This window comes from Cupriavidus sp. PB-02, from assembly GCF_058252315.1.
Genome location: NZ_CM177694.1, coordinates 3,448,891 through 3,466,885 on the forward strand (window position 1 = coordinate 3,448,891; position 17,995 = coordinate 3,466,885).

16 protein-coding genes are annotated in these 17,995 nt (G+C 65.4%); 8 read left to right on the forward strand and 8 right to left on the reverse strand.

What is annotated here, in order from left to right; all coding sequences use genetic code 11:
• Positions 1-8 precede the first annotated feature (8 nt).
• From AC10V3_RS16220 to AC10V3_RS16230, 3 genes are all read left to right on the forward strand, one after another.
• A complete protein-coding gene (locus AC10V3_RS16220) occupies positions 9-662 on the forward strand; it encodes a protein-L-isoaspartate O-methyltransferase family protein (protein ID WP_022536296.1) in 654 nt (217 codons plus the stop codon).
• 13 nt (positions 663-675) lie between these two features.
• The gene (locus AC10V3_RS16225; RefSeq protein WP_490922550.1) at positions 676-999 is read left to right on the forward strand and encodes a rhodanese-like domain-containing protein; all 324 of its coding nucleotides are present in this window, start codon (positions 676-678) and stop codon (positions 997-999) included.
• A 133-nt stretch (positions 1,000-1,132) separates the two neighbouring features.
• Positions 1,133-2,650, forward strand: coding sequence for a TolC family outer membrane protein (locus AC10V3_RS16230; RefSeq protein ID WP_490922552.1), 1,518 nt, complete (start codon positions 1,133-1,135; stop codon positions 2,648-2,650).
• Positions 2,651-2,711: 61 nt separating this feature from the next.
• Here the strand turns inward: AC10V3_RS16230 and AC10V3_RS16235 are convergent, their stop codons facing one another.
• On the reverse strand, positions 2,712-3,542 hold the full coding sequence (locus AC10V3_RS16235; protein ID WP_490922553.1) for an META and DUF4377 domain-containing protein: 831 nt from the start codon (positions 3,540-3,542) through the stop codon (positions 2,712-2,714).
• 282 nt (positions 3,543-3,824) lie between these two features.
• Here AC10V3_RS16235 and AC10V3_RS16240 point away from each other — a divergent pair, with 282 nt between their 5' ends.
• Positions 3,825-4,922: a glycosyltransferase family 4 protein gene (locus AC10V3_RS16240; protein ID WP_022536300.1), complete on the forward strand. Its 1,098-nt coding sequence runs from the start codon at positions 3,825-3,827 to the stop codon at positions 4,920-4,922.
• A gap of 8 nt (positions 4,923-4,930) precedes the next feature.
• Here AC10V3_RS16240 and waaA read toward each other — a convergent pair whose 3' ends face one another.
• From waaA to AC10V3_RS16255, 3 genes are read right to left on the reverse strand one after another with little or no spacing between them, the layout of a single operon-like run.
• The gene (gene waaA, locus AC10V3_RS16245; RefSeq protein WP_490922554.1) at positions 4,931-6,220 is read right to left on the reverse strand and encodes a lipid IV(A) 3-deoxy-D-manno-octulosonic acid transferase; all 1,290 of its coding nucleotides are present in this window, start codon (positions 6,218-6,220) and stop codon (positions 4,931-4,933) included.
• Positions 6,220-7,326: a lipopolysaccharide heptosyltransferase I gene (gene waaC / locus AC10V3_RS16250; protein ID WP_490922555.1), complete on the reverse strand. Its 1,107-nt coding sequence runs from the start codon at positions 7,324-7,326 to the stop codon at positions 6,220-6,222. Before waaC ends, waaA begins: the two co-directional genes overlap by 1 nt.
• Positions 7,307-8,692: a phosphomannomutase/phosphoglucomutase gene (locus AC10V3_RS16255; RefSeq protein WP_490922557.1), complete on the reverse strand. Its 1,386-nt coding sequence runs from the start codon at positions 8,690-8,692 to the stop codon at positions 7,307-7,309. Before AC10V3_RS16255 ends, waaC begins: the two co-directional genes overlap by 20 nt.
• Positions 8,693-9,022: 330 nt before the next feature.
• Between AC10V3_RS16255 and AC10V3_RS16260 the strand changes: the two genes are divergently transcribed.
• From AC10V3_RS16260 to AC10V3_RS16275, 4 genes are read left to right on the forward strand one after another with little or no spacing between them, the layout of a single operon-like run.
• Complete coding sequence (locus AC10V3_RS16260) at positions 9,023-10,162, forward strand: glycosyltransferase family 4 protein (protein ID WP_490922558.1); 1,140 nt, start codon at positions 9,023-9,025, stop codon at positions 10,160-10,162.
• Positions 10,162-11,481 (forward strand): sugar transferase, encoded by a 1,320-nt coding sequence (locus AC10V3_RS16265; RefSeq protein WP_490923686.1) that lies wholly within the window; start codon positions 10,162-10,164, stop codon positions 11,479-11,481. The genes AC10V3_RS16260 and AC10V3_RS16265 overlap by 1 nt, the downstream gene beginning before the upstream one ends.
• Positions 11,481-12,614, forward strand: a complete 1,134-nt coding sequence (locus tag AC10V3_RS16270; RefSeq protein ID WP_490922560.1) for a glycosyltransferase — start codon at positions 11,481-11,483, stop codon at positions 12,612-12,614. The genes AC10V3_RS16265 and AC10V3_RS16270 overlap by 1 nt, the downstream gene beginning before the upstream one ends.
• Entirely contained in the window at positions 12,614-13,870 is a 1,257-nt protein-coding gene (locus AC10V3_RS16275; protein ID WP_490922561.1) for an oligosaccharide flippase family protein, read from the forward strand. The genes AC10V3_RS16270 and AC10V3_RS16275 overlap by 1 nt, the downstream gene beginning before the upstream one ends.
• 27 nt (positions 13,871-13,897) lie before the next feature.
• Here AC10V3_RS16275 and AC10V3_RS16280 read toward each other — a convergent pair whose 3' ends face one another.
• From AC10V3_RS16280 to AC10V3_RS16295, 4 genes are read right to left on the reverse strand one after another with little or no spacing between them, the layout of a single operon-like run.
• Positions 13,898-15,001: an MraY family glycosyltransferase gene (locus tag AC10V3_RS16280; RefSeq protein ID WP_490922562.1), complete on the reverse strand. Its 1,104-nt coding sequence runs from the start codon at positions 14,999-15,001 to the stop codon at positions 13,898-13,900.
• Between the two features lie 9 nt (positions 15,002-15,010).
• Entirely contained in the window at positions 15,011-15,805 is a 795-nt protein-coding gene (locus tag AC10V3_RS16285; protein WP_490922563.1) for a glycosyltransferase, read from the reverse strand.
• On the reverse strand, positions 15,789-16,784 hold the full coding sequence (locus tag AC10V3_RS16290) for a rhamnosyltransferase (protein ID WP_490922565.1): 996 nt from the start codon (positions 16,782-16,784) through the stop codon (positions 15,789-15,791). Before AC10V3_RS16290 ends, AC10V3_RS16285 begins: the two co-directional genes overlap by 17 nt.
• Positions 16,781-17,983: a glycosyltransferase family protein gene (locus AC10V3_RS16295; protein ID WP_490922566.1), complete on the reverse strand. Its 1,203-nt coding sequence runs from the start codon at positions 17,981-17,983 to the stop codon at positions 16,781-16,783. The genes AC10V3_RS16290 and AC10V3_RS16295 overlap by 4 nt, the downstream gene beginning before the upstream one ends.
• Positions 17,984-17,995 lie beyond the last annotated feature (12 nt).

Here is a 17,995-nt window from a genome sequence, read left to right on the forward strand (position 1 = left end):
ATGGCAAGATGGATCTCGAAAAAGCCCGATTCAACATGATCGAACAACAAATCCGCCCGTGGGACGTGCTGGACCAGGAAATCCTGGACCTGCTGGCGGTGGTCAAGCGGGAGCAGTTCGTCCCGACCGCGTACGCCTCGCTGGCGTTCGTCGACATGGAGATTCCGCTGCCCGCCGGGCAGAACATGCTGCCGCCGCGGGTGGAAGCCCGCATCCTGCAGGACCTGGCCGTGCGCAAGCATGAAAACGTGCTGGAAATCGGCGCTGGCTCCGGCTACATGGCCGCCCTGCTGGCCAACCGTGCCCGCCACGTGCTGACCGTGGACATCGTCCCTGAGCTGGTCGAGCTGGCCCGCACCAACCTGGCCAACGCCGGCATCACCAACGTCGACGTGGCCGAAGGCAACGCCGCCGACGGCTGGAGCGCCGCCGCGCCGTACGACGTGATCTGCATCTCGGGCTCGCTGCCGGCCATCCCGCAGTCGATCCTGTCGCAGGTCAAGGTGGGCGGGCGCATCGCCGCCTTCGTGGGCGAACTGCCGGTGATGGAAGCGCGCCTGATCACGCGCGTGTCCGAAACCGAATACCAGGTCGTCAACCTGTTCGAGACCGCGGTCAAGCCCCTGCAGGGCGCGGCCCGGCCCTCGCAGTTCCAGTTCTGAGGACGGAGTCATCATGCAGGTCATCAAGCCGACCGAACTGGCACAGTGGCTGGCCGACGCCAGCCGCGCCAAACCGGTCCTGCTCGACGTGCGTGAAGGCTGGGAGGTGCAGACCTGCGCCATGCCCGGCATCACCCACATCCCGATGCGAGACATCCCCGCGCGCGCAGCCGAGCTGGACGAGGACGCCGACATCGTCTGCATCTGCCACCACGGCATGCGCAGCATGCAGGTGGCCGCCTACCTGGAGCGCCAGGGCTACGCCAAGGTCTACAACCTGACCGGCGGCGTCGACGCGTGGGCCAGCGAGGTCGACCCGGCCATGCCGAAGTACTGAAGCCAGCCGCGGCCTGCCGGTAACCGACCGGCGGGCCGGCCGCGACCGCGGCAGTCCTGGGCAGGCACCCAGGCAGCAATCCGAAGAAGAAACGACCGTAGGCCGTGGCTGTGCCCGGCAACCTGGAGGTGTCATGACGTTTGCGCCCAACGCCCTGTCCGGAGCAATCCGGACACGCCTGGCGATCGCGGTTTCCCTGCTTGCCCCGCTGTTGGCCGTGATGCCCGCGGCATCGGCAAGCGCGGCCGACCTGCTGCAGGTCTATCGCGATGCGCAAGCCAATGACGCGCAGTTCGCCAGCGCCCGCTCGCAGTTGCTGGCCACGCGCGAGAGGCTGCCGCAGGGGCGCGCCGGGCTGCTGCCGCAGGTCATCGGCACCGCTGGCGCGTCGCGCACCAAGCTTGACCAGACCGCGTCGCTGCCGCTCGGCACCGGCGCCAGTGCCTCCGGCACGCGCTTCTTCAACAACAACAACTGGCAGCTGCAGCTGAGCCAGCCGCTGTTCCGCTGGGACCGCTGGGAAACCTACAAGCAGGGCGAACTGGCCGCGCTGGCGGGCGAAGTCACCTTCCACCAGGCCGAGCTCGACCTGATCACGCGCGCAGCGCAGGCCTACTTCGACGTGCTGGCGGCGCAGGACAACCTGTACCTGGCGCGCGCGCAGAAGAAGGCCATCGGCGAGCAACTGGAGCAGGCCAAGCGCAACTTCGAGGTCGGCACCGCCACCATCACCGACACCAACGACGCCCAGGCCCGCTACGACCTGGCGACCTCGACCGAGATCGCCGCGCAGAGCGACCTGGAGATCCGGCGCGCCACGCTGCAGCAGATCACTGGCAAGCCGGTCGACGAAGTGCTGGGCCTGCGCCCCGAGGCGCCCATCCCCGGCCCGCAGCCGCCCGATGTCAACGCGTGGGCCGCGCAGGCGGAGAGCAGCAACCTGCAGGTCAACCTGGCCAGCTACAACCTCGAGACCGCGCAGCGCGAGACCAACAAGGCCAAGGCCGGGCACCTGCCGTCGGTCGACCTGGTGGCTTCGTACGGGTACACCAACCAGACCGGCAGCGCCACGCAGGCGATCTCGACCCACTACAACGCGTCGCAGATCGGCGTACAGCTGACCATGCCGATCTTTGCCGGCGGCCAGATCCAGTCGCGCGTGCGCGAAACGCTGGCGCTCGCCGACAAGGCCGCCAGCGACCTGGAATTTGCCCGCCGCACCGCCGCACAGACGGCGCGGCAGACGTATTCGGGCGTGTCCAACGGGCTGGCGCAGGTGAAGGCGCTGGAAGCCGCGGAACGCTCGGCGCAGAGCGCGGTGGAGTCCAACCAGCTTGGCTATGAGGTGGGTGTGCGTATCAATATCGACGTGCTCAACGCCGAGGCGCAGCTATTCTCCACCCGCCGCGACCTGGCCAGGGCGCGTTATGACACCATCATGAACGGGCTGCGGCTGAAGGCTTCCACCGCCGTGCTGCAGGAGTCGGACGTGGTGCAGATCAATACGCTGCTGACCTCGTCGCCGGGCGCGTTGTACAAGCTGCCGGTGCCAGCGCAGGCGAACGGCAAGGTGCCGGCAAAACCCGCGTCCGCGGCCGAACGCCGGGGCGGGCGGCGTGAAGCGGTTCCGACCGGCACGCCGCGCTCCTGAGCGGCGGTCACAAAGCAAAACGGGCCGCGATTGGCCCGTTTTGCTTTGGTGACGGCTTACCCTACCGTGCCCGCGTGCGCGACTCCACATTCAGCAGCTGCCACCGGATCGACGACGCATCCGCCGGCGGGTTCGGCACCTGGTACTCGCGCACGCGCAGCTTGTAGGACACGCCATGCTCGAAGTCCAGCCCTTCGATCGGGCCATACCAGAGCTGCCACGGCGCATCGGGCGATTCGCGCCAGCGGTAGCACATCATCTTGCCGACGCCCGTGCACTCCACGCGCTGCGAATCGATATAGACGGTCTTCTCCACCCCGCCCGCATCCGTGCGCGCGCCGCGCTTGCCCACGCCTTCACGCTCGACAAACTGCAGCAGGTCGCCACTGGCGGTCTTCCAGACGATCTGCCGGCCGGTGCTGCCCGCCGACGGCTGCGTGCCGACGGTGGCGAACGGCGTCTGCATCGCTTTGAGCAGCGCGGATTCGAGCTCCATGCGCGCCGGCGGGCAGGCCATGCGCGTGCCGGCGACGCGGTCGAAGCGGATGCCGGTGTCGGTCTTGCCATAGCTGCCGGTAAAACGGTTGCAGCCGCTGGTGCCGCTGACCGTGCCCTGCGCGGCATCGATGCCGTCGTTGAACTCGAAGATGATGGGCTCGCCGTTGTCGCCATGCGGGATGTCGCGCAGCGTACCGTCGGCTTGCTGCCAGCGCACCAGTTCCCAGCGGCTCGGGCCGGAGGGCTGGGTCTGGTTCAGGCTGGCGCCGGCACTGGGCAGGCCCGGCGCCGGGCCGGTGGTGCAGGCGGCAAGTGTGGCGGCAACGGTGACGAGGGCAAAGGCGGCGCAGCGCAGGCCGATCGTCCGACAGTTACCACGAAGGGATGTCTGCATAGGGGAAAGCTCCTGTGACAAGGCGCCGGGGCCATTTGCGGCCATCGACGCTACATGCTGGCTTAGAGCCTGGCGGATTCGAGCAAGTTCAGCATTGCCGGCTGCACAATGCTGCTGGGTAGTGTACCGCGCTGGCATTTCATGCCACGATCCGCCACCATCGCGGCGCAAACCCAAGGATAATTGCGGACCCACCCTGCCCTCCGACTCTATCGCCCTGATAGCCATGCATCGCCACAACCCGCGCGCAGCCAGCCGCTACGCTGCGCCACAGCCGCACCCATGACGGGCCGCCGTATCTGCTTCCTGACCGGCACGCTCAACGCGATGGCGGGGGCCGAGCGCATGACCGCGACCATCGCCAACGCGCTCGCGGCGCTCGGCCACCACGTCACCATCCTGAGCCTGTGGGATACGGCCAGCCAGTTCCCGCTGCATCCGGCCATCCGCCATCAAGCGCTGTTCGCGCAGCGGCCGTCGTTCCGGCGCGAATATCTCGCCACCGTGGCCGGCATCCGCCGCCATTGCGCCGCGCACCGGACCGAGGTGCTGGTACAGGTCGACACCATGCTCGCGCTGTTCGTGCTGCCGGCCACCGCCGGCATGGGACTGCACCATATCGCCTGGGAGCATTGCCACTTCGACGAGGATCTCGGCAAGCCGGCACGCAAGCTCGCCAGGCGCCTGGCGGCGCGCTTCTGCCGGCAGGTGGTGGTGCTGACGGAGCGGGATCGCAGCCGCTGGCTGGAAGCCCTGCGCCCGCGCAGCGACGTGGTTTGCCTGCCCAACCCGCTGCCCTTCCCCATGCCCGCCGCGCCCGCTCCGCGTACTCGGAAGACCGTGCTTGCCATGGGGCGGCTGGTGGCGGCAAAGGGCTTCGATGTGTTGCTGCGCGCCTGGCAGCAGGTCGCGGCACAGGAGCCGGAATGGCAACTGCTCATCCACGGCGAAGGCGAGGAGCGCCCTGCCCTGACCGCGTTGGCCGCGCAGCTCGGCCTGGAAGGCCGGGTCAGCCTGCCGGGCGTCTGCCACGACCCGGCGCAGGCCTATGGGCGCGCGTCGGTGTTCTGTCTGAGTTCGCGCTATGAAGGCTTTGGCCTGGTGCTGATCGAAGCCATGGCCTTCGGCCTGCCGATCGTATCGACCGATTGCGAGACCGGGCCGCGCGAACTGCTCGCGCCGGGACAAGACGCACTGGTCGTTCCCGCGGACAACGCCGAGGCGCTGGCCTCGGCGCTGCTGACGGTGATCCGGGAGCCGGAAACCGCAAGCCGGCTTGCTGCCAGCGGCCGGGCCAAGGCGAACGGATTTGCGCTGGAGCGGATTTCCGCGCAGTGGGACGCGCTGGTCAAGGCGCCGCCATCCAGCGCGGCGCCTTAGTCGTCAGCTCAGTCTTCCAGCACGGGCGCCAGCGCGGCCAGCGTGCGGACGGTCGCGCCGCGATGCAGGCCGGCAAAGGTCTGCGCATGCGCATGCATGTCGGCCAGGCGCGCCGGCTCGGCCAGCACGCCGGCGGCGGTGCGTACCAGCTCATCGGCATTGCCGACGCGCAGGCAAGCACCCGCGGCAATCGCATCCTCCGTCGCCTGCGCGAAATTGAAGGTATGCGGGCCGATCAGCACCGGCGTGCCGACCGCGCAGGCCTCGATCAGGTTCTGCCCGCCTAGCGGCATCAGGCTGCCGCCGATGAAGGCGAGGTCCGATGCGGCGAAGTACATCGCCATCTCGCCCATCGAATCGCCCAGCACGATATCCGCCGTGATCGGAGCCTGCACCTTGTCGAGATCCAGCGCACTGCGGCGTTGGACCGAAAATCCCGCCCGCGCAGCCATCGCCGCCACTTCATCGAAGCGCTGCGGATGGCGCGGGATCAGCAGCAAGGCCGGACGCGGCACGTCGCCGGCCAACGCCTGCCAGCGCGAGAAGGCGTCGAGCAGCAGAGGCTCCTCCCCTTCGCGCGTGCTGGCGGCCGCGAGCACCTTGCGTGCGCCGAACGCCTTGCGCAGCCGTTCGCCCAGCGCCACGCCCGCCGGTGCGGGCTGCATGTCGAACTTCAGGTTGCCGGTGATCTGTACCGCCGGCACGCCCAGCGCGCGAAAGCGCTCGGCATCGCCAGCCGTCTGCGCCAGCACGCCCGCAAAGTCCCGGTACATCGACGCCGCCGCGCGCCCGAAGCGCGCCGTGCGCCGGAAGCTGCGCGGCGACAGGCGCGCGTTGACCAGGTACAGCGGCACCCCCGCCTTGCGCGCGCCGTGCACGACATTGGGCCACACCTCGGTCTCCATCAGCATGCCCGCCTCCGGCCGGAAATACCGCATAAACCGCCCCACCAGCCACGGCAGGTCATACGGCAGGTAGCACTGCAGGATGCGCGGCTCCTTGCCGAACAGCTGCGCGCCGGTATGGCGGCCGGTCGGCGTCATGTGCGTGAGCAACAGGCGGTGGTGCGGATAGGCACCGAGCAGGGCTTCGATCAGCGGCTGCGCGGCGCGGGTCTCGCCGACTGACACGGCGTGGACCCAGAGCCACGGGCCCTTCCTTGGCAGGTTGCCGTAGACGCCCAGGCGCTCGCCGACATGCTGCACGTAGCCCGGCTCCTTGCGCGCACGCCATGCCAGGCGCAACAGCGCGAGCGGCAACACGGCCAGCCACAACAGGCTGTAGATCAGGCGCAGCATCAGGCAGGCACCCCGCGCACGCGGCAGGCCGCCTCGTAGACTTCATCGACCGACGGCACCACGCCGTCGTCGCCGACATTGGCGATGCGCCCGGACCAGTAGCCCTCGGTCTTCCAGCGCCAGGTGGCGGTGTAGATTTCCACCGTGGGGCGGCACAGCGCCGCGGCGATATGGACCAGACCCGTATCGACGCCGATCACGACCTCGGCCCGGTTGATCAGCCCGAAGCCCTGCATTACCGAGAATCGCGGCAGCACCTGTGCCTGCGGCACGCCGGCGGCGATCTCTTCGGCGGCCTGGCGCTCCTTGTCATTGCCCCACGGCAGCAGCATGGCCAGGCCCTCGGCACGCAGCCGGTTGCCCAGCGCGTGCCAGTTCTGCACCGCCCACTTCTTGCGCGCGCCGGCCGTCGCATGGAAGCACACGGCATAGCGCGCAGGCAGGTTCGCCCACAACGGATCGTCGACATGCAAGGACTGCGCGGCCTGCCCGAAGAACCGCGGCGGCTCCGCCGGCGCCATCCCGGTCAGCGCCGCGCCCAGCAAGCGCGAGCGGCGCACCGAATGGGTCTGGCGCGGCACCTGCACCGGATCGGTGTACAGCAGCCGTGCCGCCGGCTCATAGCCCGAGCCCTGCGTGGCATTGCCCAGCCCGATGATCGGCGCACCCGGCGCACGCGTCGCCACGCGCGCGACCACCGCGGTCTTGAGCAAACCCTGGCTTTCGATCACGGCGTCGTAGCGCTCGGCCCGCAGCGCATCGCGCACCGCGCCGATCTCGCGCCAGGTGCCGCCCTGCAGGATGCGCTTGCGCCAGCGCCGCAGCGCGAACGGGATCACGCGGCGCACATCCGGCAACAGGCGCACCAGTTCGACGTAGCCCTCTTCCACCACCCAGTCGATCTCGGCGTCCGGCCAGCGCATGCGCAGGTCGTGCACCAGCGGCATGTTGTGGACCACGTCGCCCAGCGACGACACCTTGACCAGCAGGATGCGCGGCCGCTCCGGCAACGGGAACGGCGCCGCCGCCGGCATGGGCTGCACCACCCCGGACGCGTCCGGCGATGCCTGTGGCACCGCCGCGCGCTCAGAACGGGAGCTGAGCATCCGGCTTCTCGGCCAGGATCACGCGCTTGAACTCCGCCTGGATGCGCGCCAGCGCCGCGTCGTTGTCAGCCTCGAAGCGCATCACCACCACCGGCGTTGTGTTGGACGGACGCGCCAGGCCAAAGCCATCGGCATATTCCACGCGCACGCCGTCGATGGTGATCACCTCGCGTGCGCCTTCGAATTTGGCGTTCGCCTTGATCTTGTCCAGCAGCGTGAACGGCTCGCCCTCGGCGCACTTGAGCTGCAGCTCCGGCGTATTGTTGGCGTTCGGCAGCGCGTTCAGCACCGCGCTCGGATCGGCGTGGCGCGACAGGATTTCCAGCAGGCGCGCGCCGGTGTACAGGCCATCGTCAAAGCCGTACCAGCGGTCCTTGAAGAACACGTGGCCGCTCATCTCGCCGGCGATCGGCGCACCGGTTTCCTTCAGCTTGGCCTTCACCAGCGAATGGCCGGTCTTCCACATCAGCGGCTCGCCGCCATGCTGGCGGATCCATGGCGCCAGCTTGCCGGTGCACTTGACGTCGTAGATCACCTGAGCGCCCGGATTGCGCGACAGGATCTCCTCGGCGAACAGCATCAGCTGGCGGTCCGGGAAAATCACCTGCCCATCCTTGGTTACCACGCCCAGGCGGTCGCCGTCGCCATCGAAGGCAAGGCCCAGCTCGCAGTCGGTCTCGCGCAGGCACTGCATCAGGTCCTGCAGGTTCTCCACATGCGCGGGATCGGGGTGGTGGTTGGGGAAGTTGCCGTCGACGTCACAGAACAGCTCCGTCACCTGGCAGCCCAGGCCGCGGAACAGGTCGCCGACGAAGGCGCCGGCTACGCCGTTGCCGGCATCCAGTGCGATCTTCATCGGACGGGCCAGCTTGACGTCGCCGATGATGCGGTCGAGGTACTTCTGGCGCACATCGACTTGCTTGTAGGTGCCGCTGCCGCTGGCGAAAGCGCCGGCCTCGATGCGCTGGCGCAGCGCCTGGATCTGCTCGCCGTAGATCGCCTGGCCGGCCAGGACCATTTTGAAGCCGTTGTAGTCGGGCGGGTTGTGGCTGCCGGTGACCATGATGCCGGAGGTGGCGCACACGCCGTCGATTTCGATGTTGGTGGCGAAATAGACCATCGGGGTGGCGACAAGGCCGATGTCGATCACGTCCAGGCCGGCGGCACGCAGGCCTTCTACCAGGCCGGCGATCAGGTCGGGGCCGGAGAGGCGGCCGTCGCGGCCTACTACGACGGTTTTCTCGCCGAGCTCTGCAGCGGCCGAACCGAACGACAAGCCAATCAGGCGTGCGACGTCGCGGTGGAGCGTTTTGCCCACGATGCCGCGGATGTCATAGGCTTTGAAAATAGAAGGTTCGATTTGCATATGGCTTCCTGTCAGTCTGTCGGGCGCGACGCACACTGCCAAGACGTGGACGACGACACCAGATCGGGCTCTTGGAACGAATCAAAGGGGCTATTTTGCCGGATTGCGCGACTGGCGGGCGGTATAATCGCCGCAATATACCGGACCGGCGCAATTTTCAGCGTCTGTCCTACACCTGAAGCTACACTTCGCCGCCCGCTAGGCCGCGCCTTTCGCTATCCGGTCGCATTGGACCCGACGGCGATTGCCCGACAATACGGAAGCTGCCATAACTCGCCGGTGCTTTCCGGCCAAGTGGCGGTTGCGACCTAGCTAATTTCGTACGCACACTTGACGTCCACCGCACAGCCTTCGCCGCGCCTGCGCATCGCTTATCTGATCACCAATTCGGAGATCGGGGGGGCGCAGTCGCATGTCGGTGACCTGCTGCAGTCAATGCAGGGACGCGCCGAAACCGTCTTGCTGGCGGGCGGCGAGGGGCCGCTGTTCGATATCGCCACCCGTACCGGGGCGAAAATCATGCGGCTTTCCCGGCTCGACAACGCCCTTTCTCCCTGGCGCGCCGTTACCGCATTGCGCGAGCTGGTGCAAGCGCTGAAGACGGCGGCCCCTGACCTGATCCATGCGCACAGTGCCAAGGCAGGCGCGCTTGGCCGCATCGCCGGCTTCCTGCTGAGAATCCCCGTGGTCTACACGGTGCATGGTTTTGCCTTCAAGCCCGAAGCGCCATGGCGCCAACGTCTAGCAGCGCGCGCGGCGGAGTGGCTGCTGGCGCCGCTGGCGTCGCGCGTGATCTGCGTTGCCGAGGCCGAGCTCCGGCTTGCCCGGTCACTGCCGATTCCCGCCGATCGCATCGCGGTGATTGCCAATGGCATTCCGGACACCGATCATCGCGCGGCACCGCAAGCGCCGCTGCGCAGGATTGTGATGGTCGCGCGCTTTGCCGCGCCAAAGCGACCCGACGCGGTCATCCGCGCGTTTGCGCGAGCAAATCTTCACGATTGCGAACTGGTGTTGGCAGGCGACGGCCCGCAGCGCAAAGCCATGGAGCAGCTCGCACAACAGCTCGCGCCCGGGCGCGTACGTTTTCCGGGCAATGTAGCGGACATTGCCGCCCTGCTGGCGTCCGCGCAGGCCTTTGTGCTGGCCTCGGACCATGAGGGCTTGCCGCTGTCGGTGCTCGAAGCCATGCGGGCCGGACTGGCCGTGATCGCGTCGGACCTGCCCGGCATCCGCGAACAGATCGGGCACAACAAGCATGGGCTGCTGGTCGACCACAATGACGAGCCCGGGTTTTCTGCATCGCTGGAACGCCTTGCCTCAGACGCCACACTGCGCGGCGCGCTCGGCAGTGCTGCGCGCCTGCGTTGGGAGCAACACTATGGACTGGAACGGATGACCGAAGCGACTTGGTCCGTCTATCGCGATGCACTGGTGCGCACGCCTCGCGCCGCTCGGGTGCCGACATGATGAACACAAAATCCGACAGCCTGCGCCGCCACGCCCTGCGCCGCCACATCGGCGGCTCCGAGACGGTGCGCCGCGTGAGCCGGATGCTGACGTGGGCGGTGCTCGGCCTGGCGTTGTTCGCGATCAGCGCGGTATTCGCCGAGATGGCCCATCGCGCGGGCTTTGTCACCTACGTGTTCACGCGCACGTTGCTGTGGTCGGTGGTGCCGTACCTGTTCGCGTTCATGCTGCTCAACCGCTCGCTGCACCTGCCAGCCATGGAAGGCAACAGCCTGGCGGGGCTGGCGGTCACGCTGCCCTTCTGCGGGCTGCTTTTTGCCTTTGCCGCGTTTCATATCGAGTATTCACGAGGCGCCCTGCTGCTGGCATATGTCATCACGCTGGCCTGGATCTGGGCCGGTTACCGCCGCTTCGTGCAGAACTACGTGCCATTGTTCGGATATACCGATTCGCACACATTGACGCAGCTCGAGGCAATACTCGCCATGCCCGGCGCCGCACCGGCAGCCCGCATCCGCTTCGAGCCGGTTGGCTCGCTGGAGGACGCCAGGCATTTCGACGGCCTGATGGTCGAGCGCAGCGTCACCGGCGATCCGGAACGCACGCGCCTGCTCGCGCACTACAAGATGAGCCATGTGCGGATGTATTCGGTAGAGCGCGTAGGCGAAATGCTGACCGGCCGGGTTGGCCTGGCACATATCGACGAGAACTTCCTGGACGACTACGCGGCCCATTACCTGTACGGCTACCTGAAGCGTGTGGTCGATATCGTCACCGTCCTGTGCCTGGCGCCGATCGCCGTGCCGCTGGGCCTGGCCGTCGCGCTCGCGATCCGGCTGGAAACGCCTGGCGGCGCCATCTTCCGCCAGCAGCGCGTCGGCCTCTTCGGCAAACCGTTCGTGATGCTCAAGTTCCGCAGCATGGGCGCCGACAGCAGCGCGCCCGCCATGTTCGCCGCACGCCGCGATCCGCGTATCACGCGCGTCGGCCGAGTCATTCGCAAGTATCGCCTGGACGAGATCCCGCAGCTGTGGAATGTGCTGCTGGGGCATATGAGCCTGATCGGTCCTCGGCCAGAACAGGCTCCGATGGTAGATCGCTTCTCCGAGACCATCGCCTATTACCCCTACCGCCACCTCGTGCGGCCGGGCCTGTCGGGTTGGGCACAGGTGCAGCAGGGCTATGCCGGCAGCCATGAGGAAACCGTGACCAAGCTTAGCTACGACCTGTACTACGTCAAGCACTGTGCGCTGGCGCTGGATTTGCTGATTGCGGTGAAGACGCTGCGGACGCTGGCAACCGGCTACGGGGCGCGTTGATGTCTGCCGTTGGCGGACGCGCTGGACAGCGGCCCTTGCGTATCCTGCTCGTTACCACGGGGCTCAAGCTTGGCGGCGCCGAGCAGCAGGTCGCCGCCCTTGCCCGCGCCTTCGTCGAACTTGGCAACGAGGTTGCCATCCTGAGCCTGACCGCGGGCCGGGAAATCGAACTGCCCCCCGATATCGCCGTCACCGAACTCGGCATGCGCAAGACACCCCAGTCGATGCTGGCGGCACTGCGCAAGGCCAGACAGATCGTGCTTCGGTGGCAGCCCGACGTCATCCATGCGCACATGGTCCACAGCAACCTGTTTGCCCGGGCGCTGACTCGGCTGGGCCGCACTCCGCCTTTGATCTGCACTGCGCACAGCGCGCGGGAAGGCGGCAGGCTGCGCGCCATGGCCTATCGCATGACTGACCGGTGGTGCACGCTGACCACGCATGTCAGCGATGCCGGCAGGGACGCCATGATCGCCAGCGGCGCGGTACCGGCCCGACGCGTCACGGTGATCCCCAACGGCATTGATACCGGCTGCTTCCGGCCAGACGACGCCTCGCGCGAGCGCGCACGCCGCGAACTCGGCCTGAGCCCCGGGAATGTCCTGCTGCTGAACGTCGGCAGGCTGGTCCCCGAGAAAGACCAGGCCATGTTGATCGAGGCATTCCGTGAAGTGGCCGCGCTGATTCCCGGCACAAGGCTGATGATTGCCGGCGATGGACCGCTGCGGTCAGACCTGGCGGCCAAGATCGCGCAGCATGGGCTGAACGGCTCCGTCCTGCTGGCCGGCGCAAGAAGCGACGTCCCCGAGCTGTTGCGGGCGGCCGACGTCTTCGTGCTGTCGTCGCGAATCGAAGGCATGCCACTTGCGGTGGGCGAAGCGCTGGCCAGTGGCCTGCCTGTGGTCTCGACGGCCGCAGCAGGCGTATCGGAACTGGCGGGCGGCACCGCCACGCTGACGCCCGTAGGGGATGCGCATGCCCTGGCGCGCGCCCTGCGCGAAGCGATCGCCCGGCTGCCAGGCACGCAGGCCGAACGAGACCGCCGCCGGCAGCAGATCGTCAGCCGCTTCGATGTGGCAGCCGTGGCCCGGCAATGGCTAGCGCAGTACCAGGACCTGAAGGAAAAACACTGATGCGCCGCAGAGTCGCAGGCAATCTGCTCTGGATGCTAGCCGACCGAGGCCTGCAGGTGGCCGTGGGGATCGGCGTCGTCGCCATGCTGGCACGCGCCCTCGGCGCCGAGGGCTTCGGGCACTTTCAATACGCGCAGTCGCTGGTGTTCATAGCGGCGTCGATACCGCTGCTGTGCTCGGCGGAGGTGGTGGTGCCCCGGCTGGTGGCAATGGCCACGCCGGAGGCCAGGCATGTTCTGGTCGCACACGCCTTCGCGATTCGGCTGACCGCCGGCATAGCCGGCTACGCGCTGATGTGCCTCTGGCTGGCGATCACCCAGCAGCCCGCCGACACCTGGATTCCTGCCGCCATTCTCGGTACTGCCGTCATGATGCGCGAGCCGTTCGGCGTCGTGATCGCGTGGATGCAGGCGCGCACCCACAACCGGCCCAACGTCGTGTTCAACCTGGTCGCCCTCGCGGCAAAGGCTGGAATGATCGCAACGCTGTTCTTTGCCGGTGTGGAACTGGTACCTGCCTATGCCACCGCATTCGCCATCGAGCCGCTGATCGCGGCAGTGCTGCTCACCTGGTACTACTTGTCCCGCGCCCCCCGGGTCGTCCCGTCGCACGAACCGGCGCTCACTCGCGAACTGGTGCGCGACGGCTCGCTGTTCTGGATCAGCTTTATGCTGATGGTCGCCGCGCGCCGCGCCGACCAGTTGATTCTGAAGCCGGCCGTGCCGCTGGCCGAACTGGGGACTTATGCTGCCACCATGCAGGTGCTCGACAACTTCACCACCATCGCCACCATCCTGGCCGCGGGCGTGGCGCCGATGTACGTGTTCGCGCAACAATCAGCCGCCGCTGCGCGGCGCAACGTGCTGCGCGTGGCGGCGGGCATGTCGATCATCGGCGTAACTGGTGCCATCATTCTTGCGCTCTGCGCCGGGCCCGTGGTGCGGCTGCTCTACGGCGAGGCCTTCGGGGAAACCGTGGTGCTGTTGCGACTGGCGGCGCTGGCGTCCACACTGATCTTTGCCGACGTTGGTCTGAGCTTGTTGCCCGTCTACCTGCGCAAACCACGCTGGGTGGCGATCAAGTGGGGACTTGTCCTGGCGACCACGGTCGTCGTCGACATTGTCGCGGTCCCGCGTCTTGGCGCCCGTGGCGCGGTCCTCGGCTACGCGATTGCCAACGCCGTCGCCGTCATCTTTGGCCTGGTCCTGGTGCTCCGTACCAGCCGCGCCACCACTACCGCGACGGTCTCTGCTTAAACCCGGCCGGAATCCACAGCAAGGGTCTTACTCAGAGTCGTCCCGAACGCCGAGCCCACGCTTGCCGCGCAAGACAATGCGACGACCAACCCGGAGGCAACGCCATGCGTTGCGCATCAACAGCAAGTGAACCGCGGTGACGCCCAGGAACGCAAGGAACAGCACCTGCTCCGAGACCCCCTGCTTCCAGCCATAGACGCCGATAAAGCCCAGCAGCGCATTGCTGACAAGAATGACCCACACGATCGCGTCGGGACTCAGGCCAAGGCGAAGCAGCACATGATGCAAGTGTGTCCGGTCTGCGGACAAGGGATTGCGACGCTTCATGGCCCGGCGGATGACCACCACCAGCAGGTCGATCAGTACGAATCCGAGCACCCAGAGCATCACGACGGGCGGAACACGCTGACCATTGTTGTATGGCTTCTGGGACAGTTCCACCGCGAACCAGACGATGCCATATCCAAGCATCAGGCTGCCGGCGTCCCCGAGAAACACGCGCAGACTGCCCCGGAAGGGATTGCGCATATTGAAGATCAGAAAGCCGAGAATTGCGCCGCAGAAGATCACGCAGACACGCTGGGCGGCCAGGTTCCCGAGTTCACCGGCGAGGTAACTGAACCAGCCAAAGACAATGAGCGACAAGCCACCTGCCAGCCCATCGAGCCCGTCGCTCATGTTCATGGCATTGATCACGGCGACCACGGCAAAAAGCGTGAGCGGGATGGCCCAGTTTGCCAGTTCGACTTCGCGCCTGCCAAAAATATCGCCCAGCGACGTCAGGTAGACGCCGCCCCATGACGTCATCAGGATGGCGGCAAACAGCTGTGCGGCAAGCTTGGCCACCGGCGACATGCCTTGCATGTCATCGATCAGCCCGACGAAGGCGAGCAACGTCAGACCACCCAGCAATGCCACGTAATAGCCCTGGTTGCGCATGAACAGCAGGCAACCCGCCCATATGGCCAGCGTTACGGCAATGCCCCCGACCAGCGGCACGGCGCCATGGTGACGCTTGCGGTTGTCGGGGCGGTCCAGCAGACCGCCGACCATTGCCACCGGGCGCAGGAGCAGGACACCCAGCGCCGAAACCAGGAAGGCAAAGGACGGGACCCAGAAAAAGTCGAACATGGAATCGTTTTAATAATTGTTCATTTGCCGGGCTGCTACATTGCCGAAGCGGAACCGCCAGTATGCGCTGGATGTGAACAACCTCAGCATGCTGGCCGAATGCCATCGCAGGTAACGGAACCTGCGATGACTGTCGCGGCGCGCATCATGCATCACTATTGCCTCGTTAGCCCAAGAGACGGTTCCGCCATTCAGCCAGGTCCGGAGGCAGACGTCCACATCCTCACAATAGAGATGATATCGGTCGTCGAAGCCACCCAGTCGCTTGAATACCTGCGCATCGAACAGAAGAAACATACCAGCAGCCCAGTCCACCGGAATCGTCCCTTCACTTTTGTAGTCCGGAGGTAGGCGCTTTTTCGTCAGCCTGGCGAGCGCACGCTGAAGGAGGACGGAAGGCCGCGGCACTTTCCGCGCGCTGTCTTCGATGGTTCCATCCTCCGCCACCACACGCGGCGCGACAACGCCCGGCATTGCCCGCGCTTGCGCCAAGAGTGCAGGAAAGGGATTCTCGATTAGCCGGACGTCGGGATTGACGACACAGAAATACGGCGTGTTGCAGTAAGCGAACGCGGCATTGTGGTTGGCGCCAAAGCCCTTTGGTTCTGTATTCTGGATATACAGGACATCCAGGCCAGCGAGCCCGTCATCGGCGCCGCGTTGCTCGCGCAGATTCTCGGTGACAATTACCTGAAGCGGCAGTTCCCCGGCGATCGCGGACAATTGCCCGATCAGCGGGCGCATCAGTTCCCACTGTCCATGACTGACCAGGGAAACCGTCAGCAATTTAGCGGTCGGTTCCACGGCCTTGCCTCGCATCCACCAGTGCGCCGCCACGGCCTTTTATGCCGTCGATGATGCCTTTGGTCATCAATCGGATCCGCCTGAGGCGCGGCGACATGCCGAGACCGAAAAACACCGCAAACTGCGACAGGCGGTACAGATGCGTAATCCGCCAGGCAATGCTCATCGGCGTCGTCAGCAGCATGCGCACCGTATTCCGGAACATGTAGTAGTCGCGCACAGGCGAGTGCACCGGCACCTCGCGCCAGCGGCCCAGCCAGACGCGCACGACATGGTCGCCCAGCGCATGCTCGAGCCGTGCGCCCGGCACAGCAAAGAGCCGCATGCCCTGCGCCTTCACGCGCAGGCACCACTCGGTGTCGACGTGGTCGATAAAGTAGCCCTCGTTCATCATGCCGTGGCGCTCCAGCACGGAGATGGCGATCATGGTGCCGGAGGCGATCAGGAAGTCGGCCTCGACATAAGACTCCGAGGGCGAGCAGGCAAGCCGCTGCACGCGGCCGCGCACCATCCGCAACACCTTGGATGTGGTCCCGGTGCGGCGATCGAAGGTCACCGCGCCCACGGCGCCCACCTGAATGCCGGCATCGCGAAGTTGCCGGTCGGCCTGGCACAACGCCGCGACCATGTTGTCCTCCGGTACGCTGTCGTGGTCCAGCAGTAGCACGTATTCCGCACCAGCAGCCTTTGCGGCTTCGATGCCGCGGTTCTGGGCAGCGGCGATGCCTTGGTTAGCGCCCAAGGGAACATAGCTGATGCGACCGGCTTCGGCGTCTTGCGACGCGCAGATTGCCGCGACGTTGACATGCTGAGAGCCGTTGTCGACGACCACCACAGATCGGACTTGGAGGAGCGTAGCAGCCAGCAATTTTCCGAATACCGCCACATCAGGGTTGAAGGTGACCACCACCGCGGCGACGTCACTTTTGAGCTTGCCTGCCGCTTTGCTGCAGTCAATCTCGCCTGCGGAGAGACTCATTCGCTAACTCCCACGTGGCCGGCTCGGATAAGCCTCTTCAAACCAAGCTTCACACGGATCAACTTCAGGTGAACTCGCAGAGCGGTACGGGCTACCCAACCGTCCATGCGAATTCTCAAAGTTGCCACGGCCAGGGCACGTGTTCCGATGTTTGGAAAACGAGTCGAAGACGCAAATTCGGCCAGTACCGAGCGCCATTGCTTGGCGACAACCGACTGGGCATAGTTCGACTTCACATCGCTATATGCCGCCTCAGCGATAGCTGAACGCAGCGTCGAGTCAACCACAAGGCGCGCCATTGCCTCATACCAATCCTCTTGACGATGGCGGACCAACAACCCGGTTTTTTCGTTCTGAACAGAATTTCGATACGGCGGGCTGTCAGTATAAATACCTGCAATACGTAGCGCACCATATTCCCGGTACTTATTATTGGTTTTGTATCGGTTTGACTCGATTTCTGCGATCGGCGCAATTCCTATATCTAGAGCGGCGCCCTGCTTCAGTTTGATGAATTTCTCGTAACTATCCACATGGGGGTAAAAGTTTACGCGAGCATGCCCTGACAGCGCTGGCGGGCAGTATCCGAAAAAATATAGCACCACTTTTTCGAAATCCTGCAATATGCGCTGCAGTGCTGGAATAACCTCGCAAAAATCTTGCTCCCTCGACACACTGCCCGCGAAGCCAATTCTGATCTCCGACGATTTGTTGCACACGTCATCCTCTGTCAGGAGGCTGAAATCGAAGGGGGCATGCAGAATCTTTACATTGGCCCCAAACCGCTTCTGAATGAAGTCACCCAAAAGCTGCGAATTCACAAGAACGGCATGGGCATTTTTAACCGCCAACTCAAGCGTATCCCGAACTTCTTTTGCCTGATAATACAGCGCCAAAGGAGATTCCCCCTTCAGTGCCCAAAAATTATCATCAATATAATATAGAAAAGGAATATTGTTTTTCGCCATCCACCTAAGCATTGGAGCAACGCTGGGATCGCCAACACGAACCAACATCGGAATAACATCGCTACCAAGTGCAGATGGAGTAAACAGATGCGCATACATCTGCTGGACACGAGCGGCGTCGCCTGTTGCTTCTTCGAGGAGCCGGCGAACAATATGCGTTGTCGGGATCTCCCCTTCGATTACGACCTTTATGCATCGTGCATCTAGCGATTCTAGCAATTCGTCACTCATTATCAAGTTTGA

Coding starts and splice junctions, on each gene's coding strand:
- waaA (WP_490922554.1), bottom strand. CDS start 6,220: ATGCTGCGCCTGATCTACAGCCTGTTGTGGCTGGCCGTGTTGCCGCTC.
- AC10V3_RS16265 (WP_490923686.1), top strand. CDS start 10,162: ATGAACACAAAATCCGACAGCCTGCGCCGCCACGCCCTGCGCCGCCAC.
- AC10V3_RS16220 (WP_022536296.1), top strand. CDS start 9: ATGGATCTCGAAAAAGCCCGATTCAACATGATCGAACAACAAATCCGC.
- AC10V3_RS16295 (WP_490922566.1), bottom strand. CDS start 17,983: ATGAGTGACGAATTGCTAGAATCGCTAGATGCACGATGCATAAAGGTC.
- AC10V3_RS16225 (WP_490922550.1), top strand. CDS start 676: ATGCAGGTCATCAAGCCGACCGAACTGGCACAGTGGCTGGCCGACGCC.
- AC10V3_RS16290 (WP_490922565.1), bottom strand. CDS start 16,784: ATGAGTCTCTCCGCAGGCGAGATTGACTGCAGCAAAGCGGCAGGCAAG.
- AC10V3_RS16270 (WP_490922560.1), top strand. CDS start 11,481: ATGTCTGCCGTTGGCGGACGCGCTGGACAGCGGCCCTTGCGTATCCTG.
- AC10V3_RS16240 (WP_022536300.1), top strand. CDS start 3,825: ATGACGGGCCGCCGTATCTGCTTCCTGACCGGCACGCTCAACGCGATG.
- waaC (WP_490922555.1), bottom strand. CDS start 7,326: ATGCTCAGCTCCCGTTCTGAGCGCGCGGCGGTGCCACAGGCATCGCCG.
- AC10V3_RS16255 (WP_490922557.1), bottom strand. CDS start 8,692: ATGCAAATCGAACCTTCTATTTTCAAAGCCTATGACATCCGCGGCATC.
- AC10V3_RS16230 (WP_490922552.1), top strand. CDS start 1,133: ATGACGTTTGCGCCCAACGCCCTGTCCGGAGCAATCCGGACACGCCTG.
- AC10V3_RS16275 (WP_490922561.1), top strand. CDS start 12,614: ATGCGCCGCAGAGTCGCAGGCAATCTGCTCTGGATGCTAGCCGACCGA.
- AC10V3_RS16235 (WP_490922553.1), bottom strand. CDS start 3,542: ATGCAGACATCCCTTCGTGGTAACTGTCGGACGATCGGCCTGCGCTGC.
- AC10V3_RS16280 (WP_490922562.1), bottom strand. CDS start 15,001: ATGTTCGACTTTTTCTGGGTCCCGTCCTTTGCCTTCCTGGTTTCGGCG.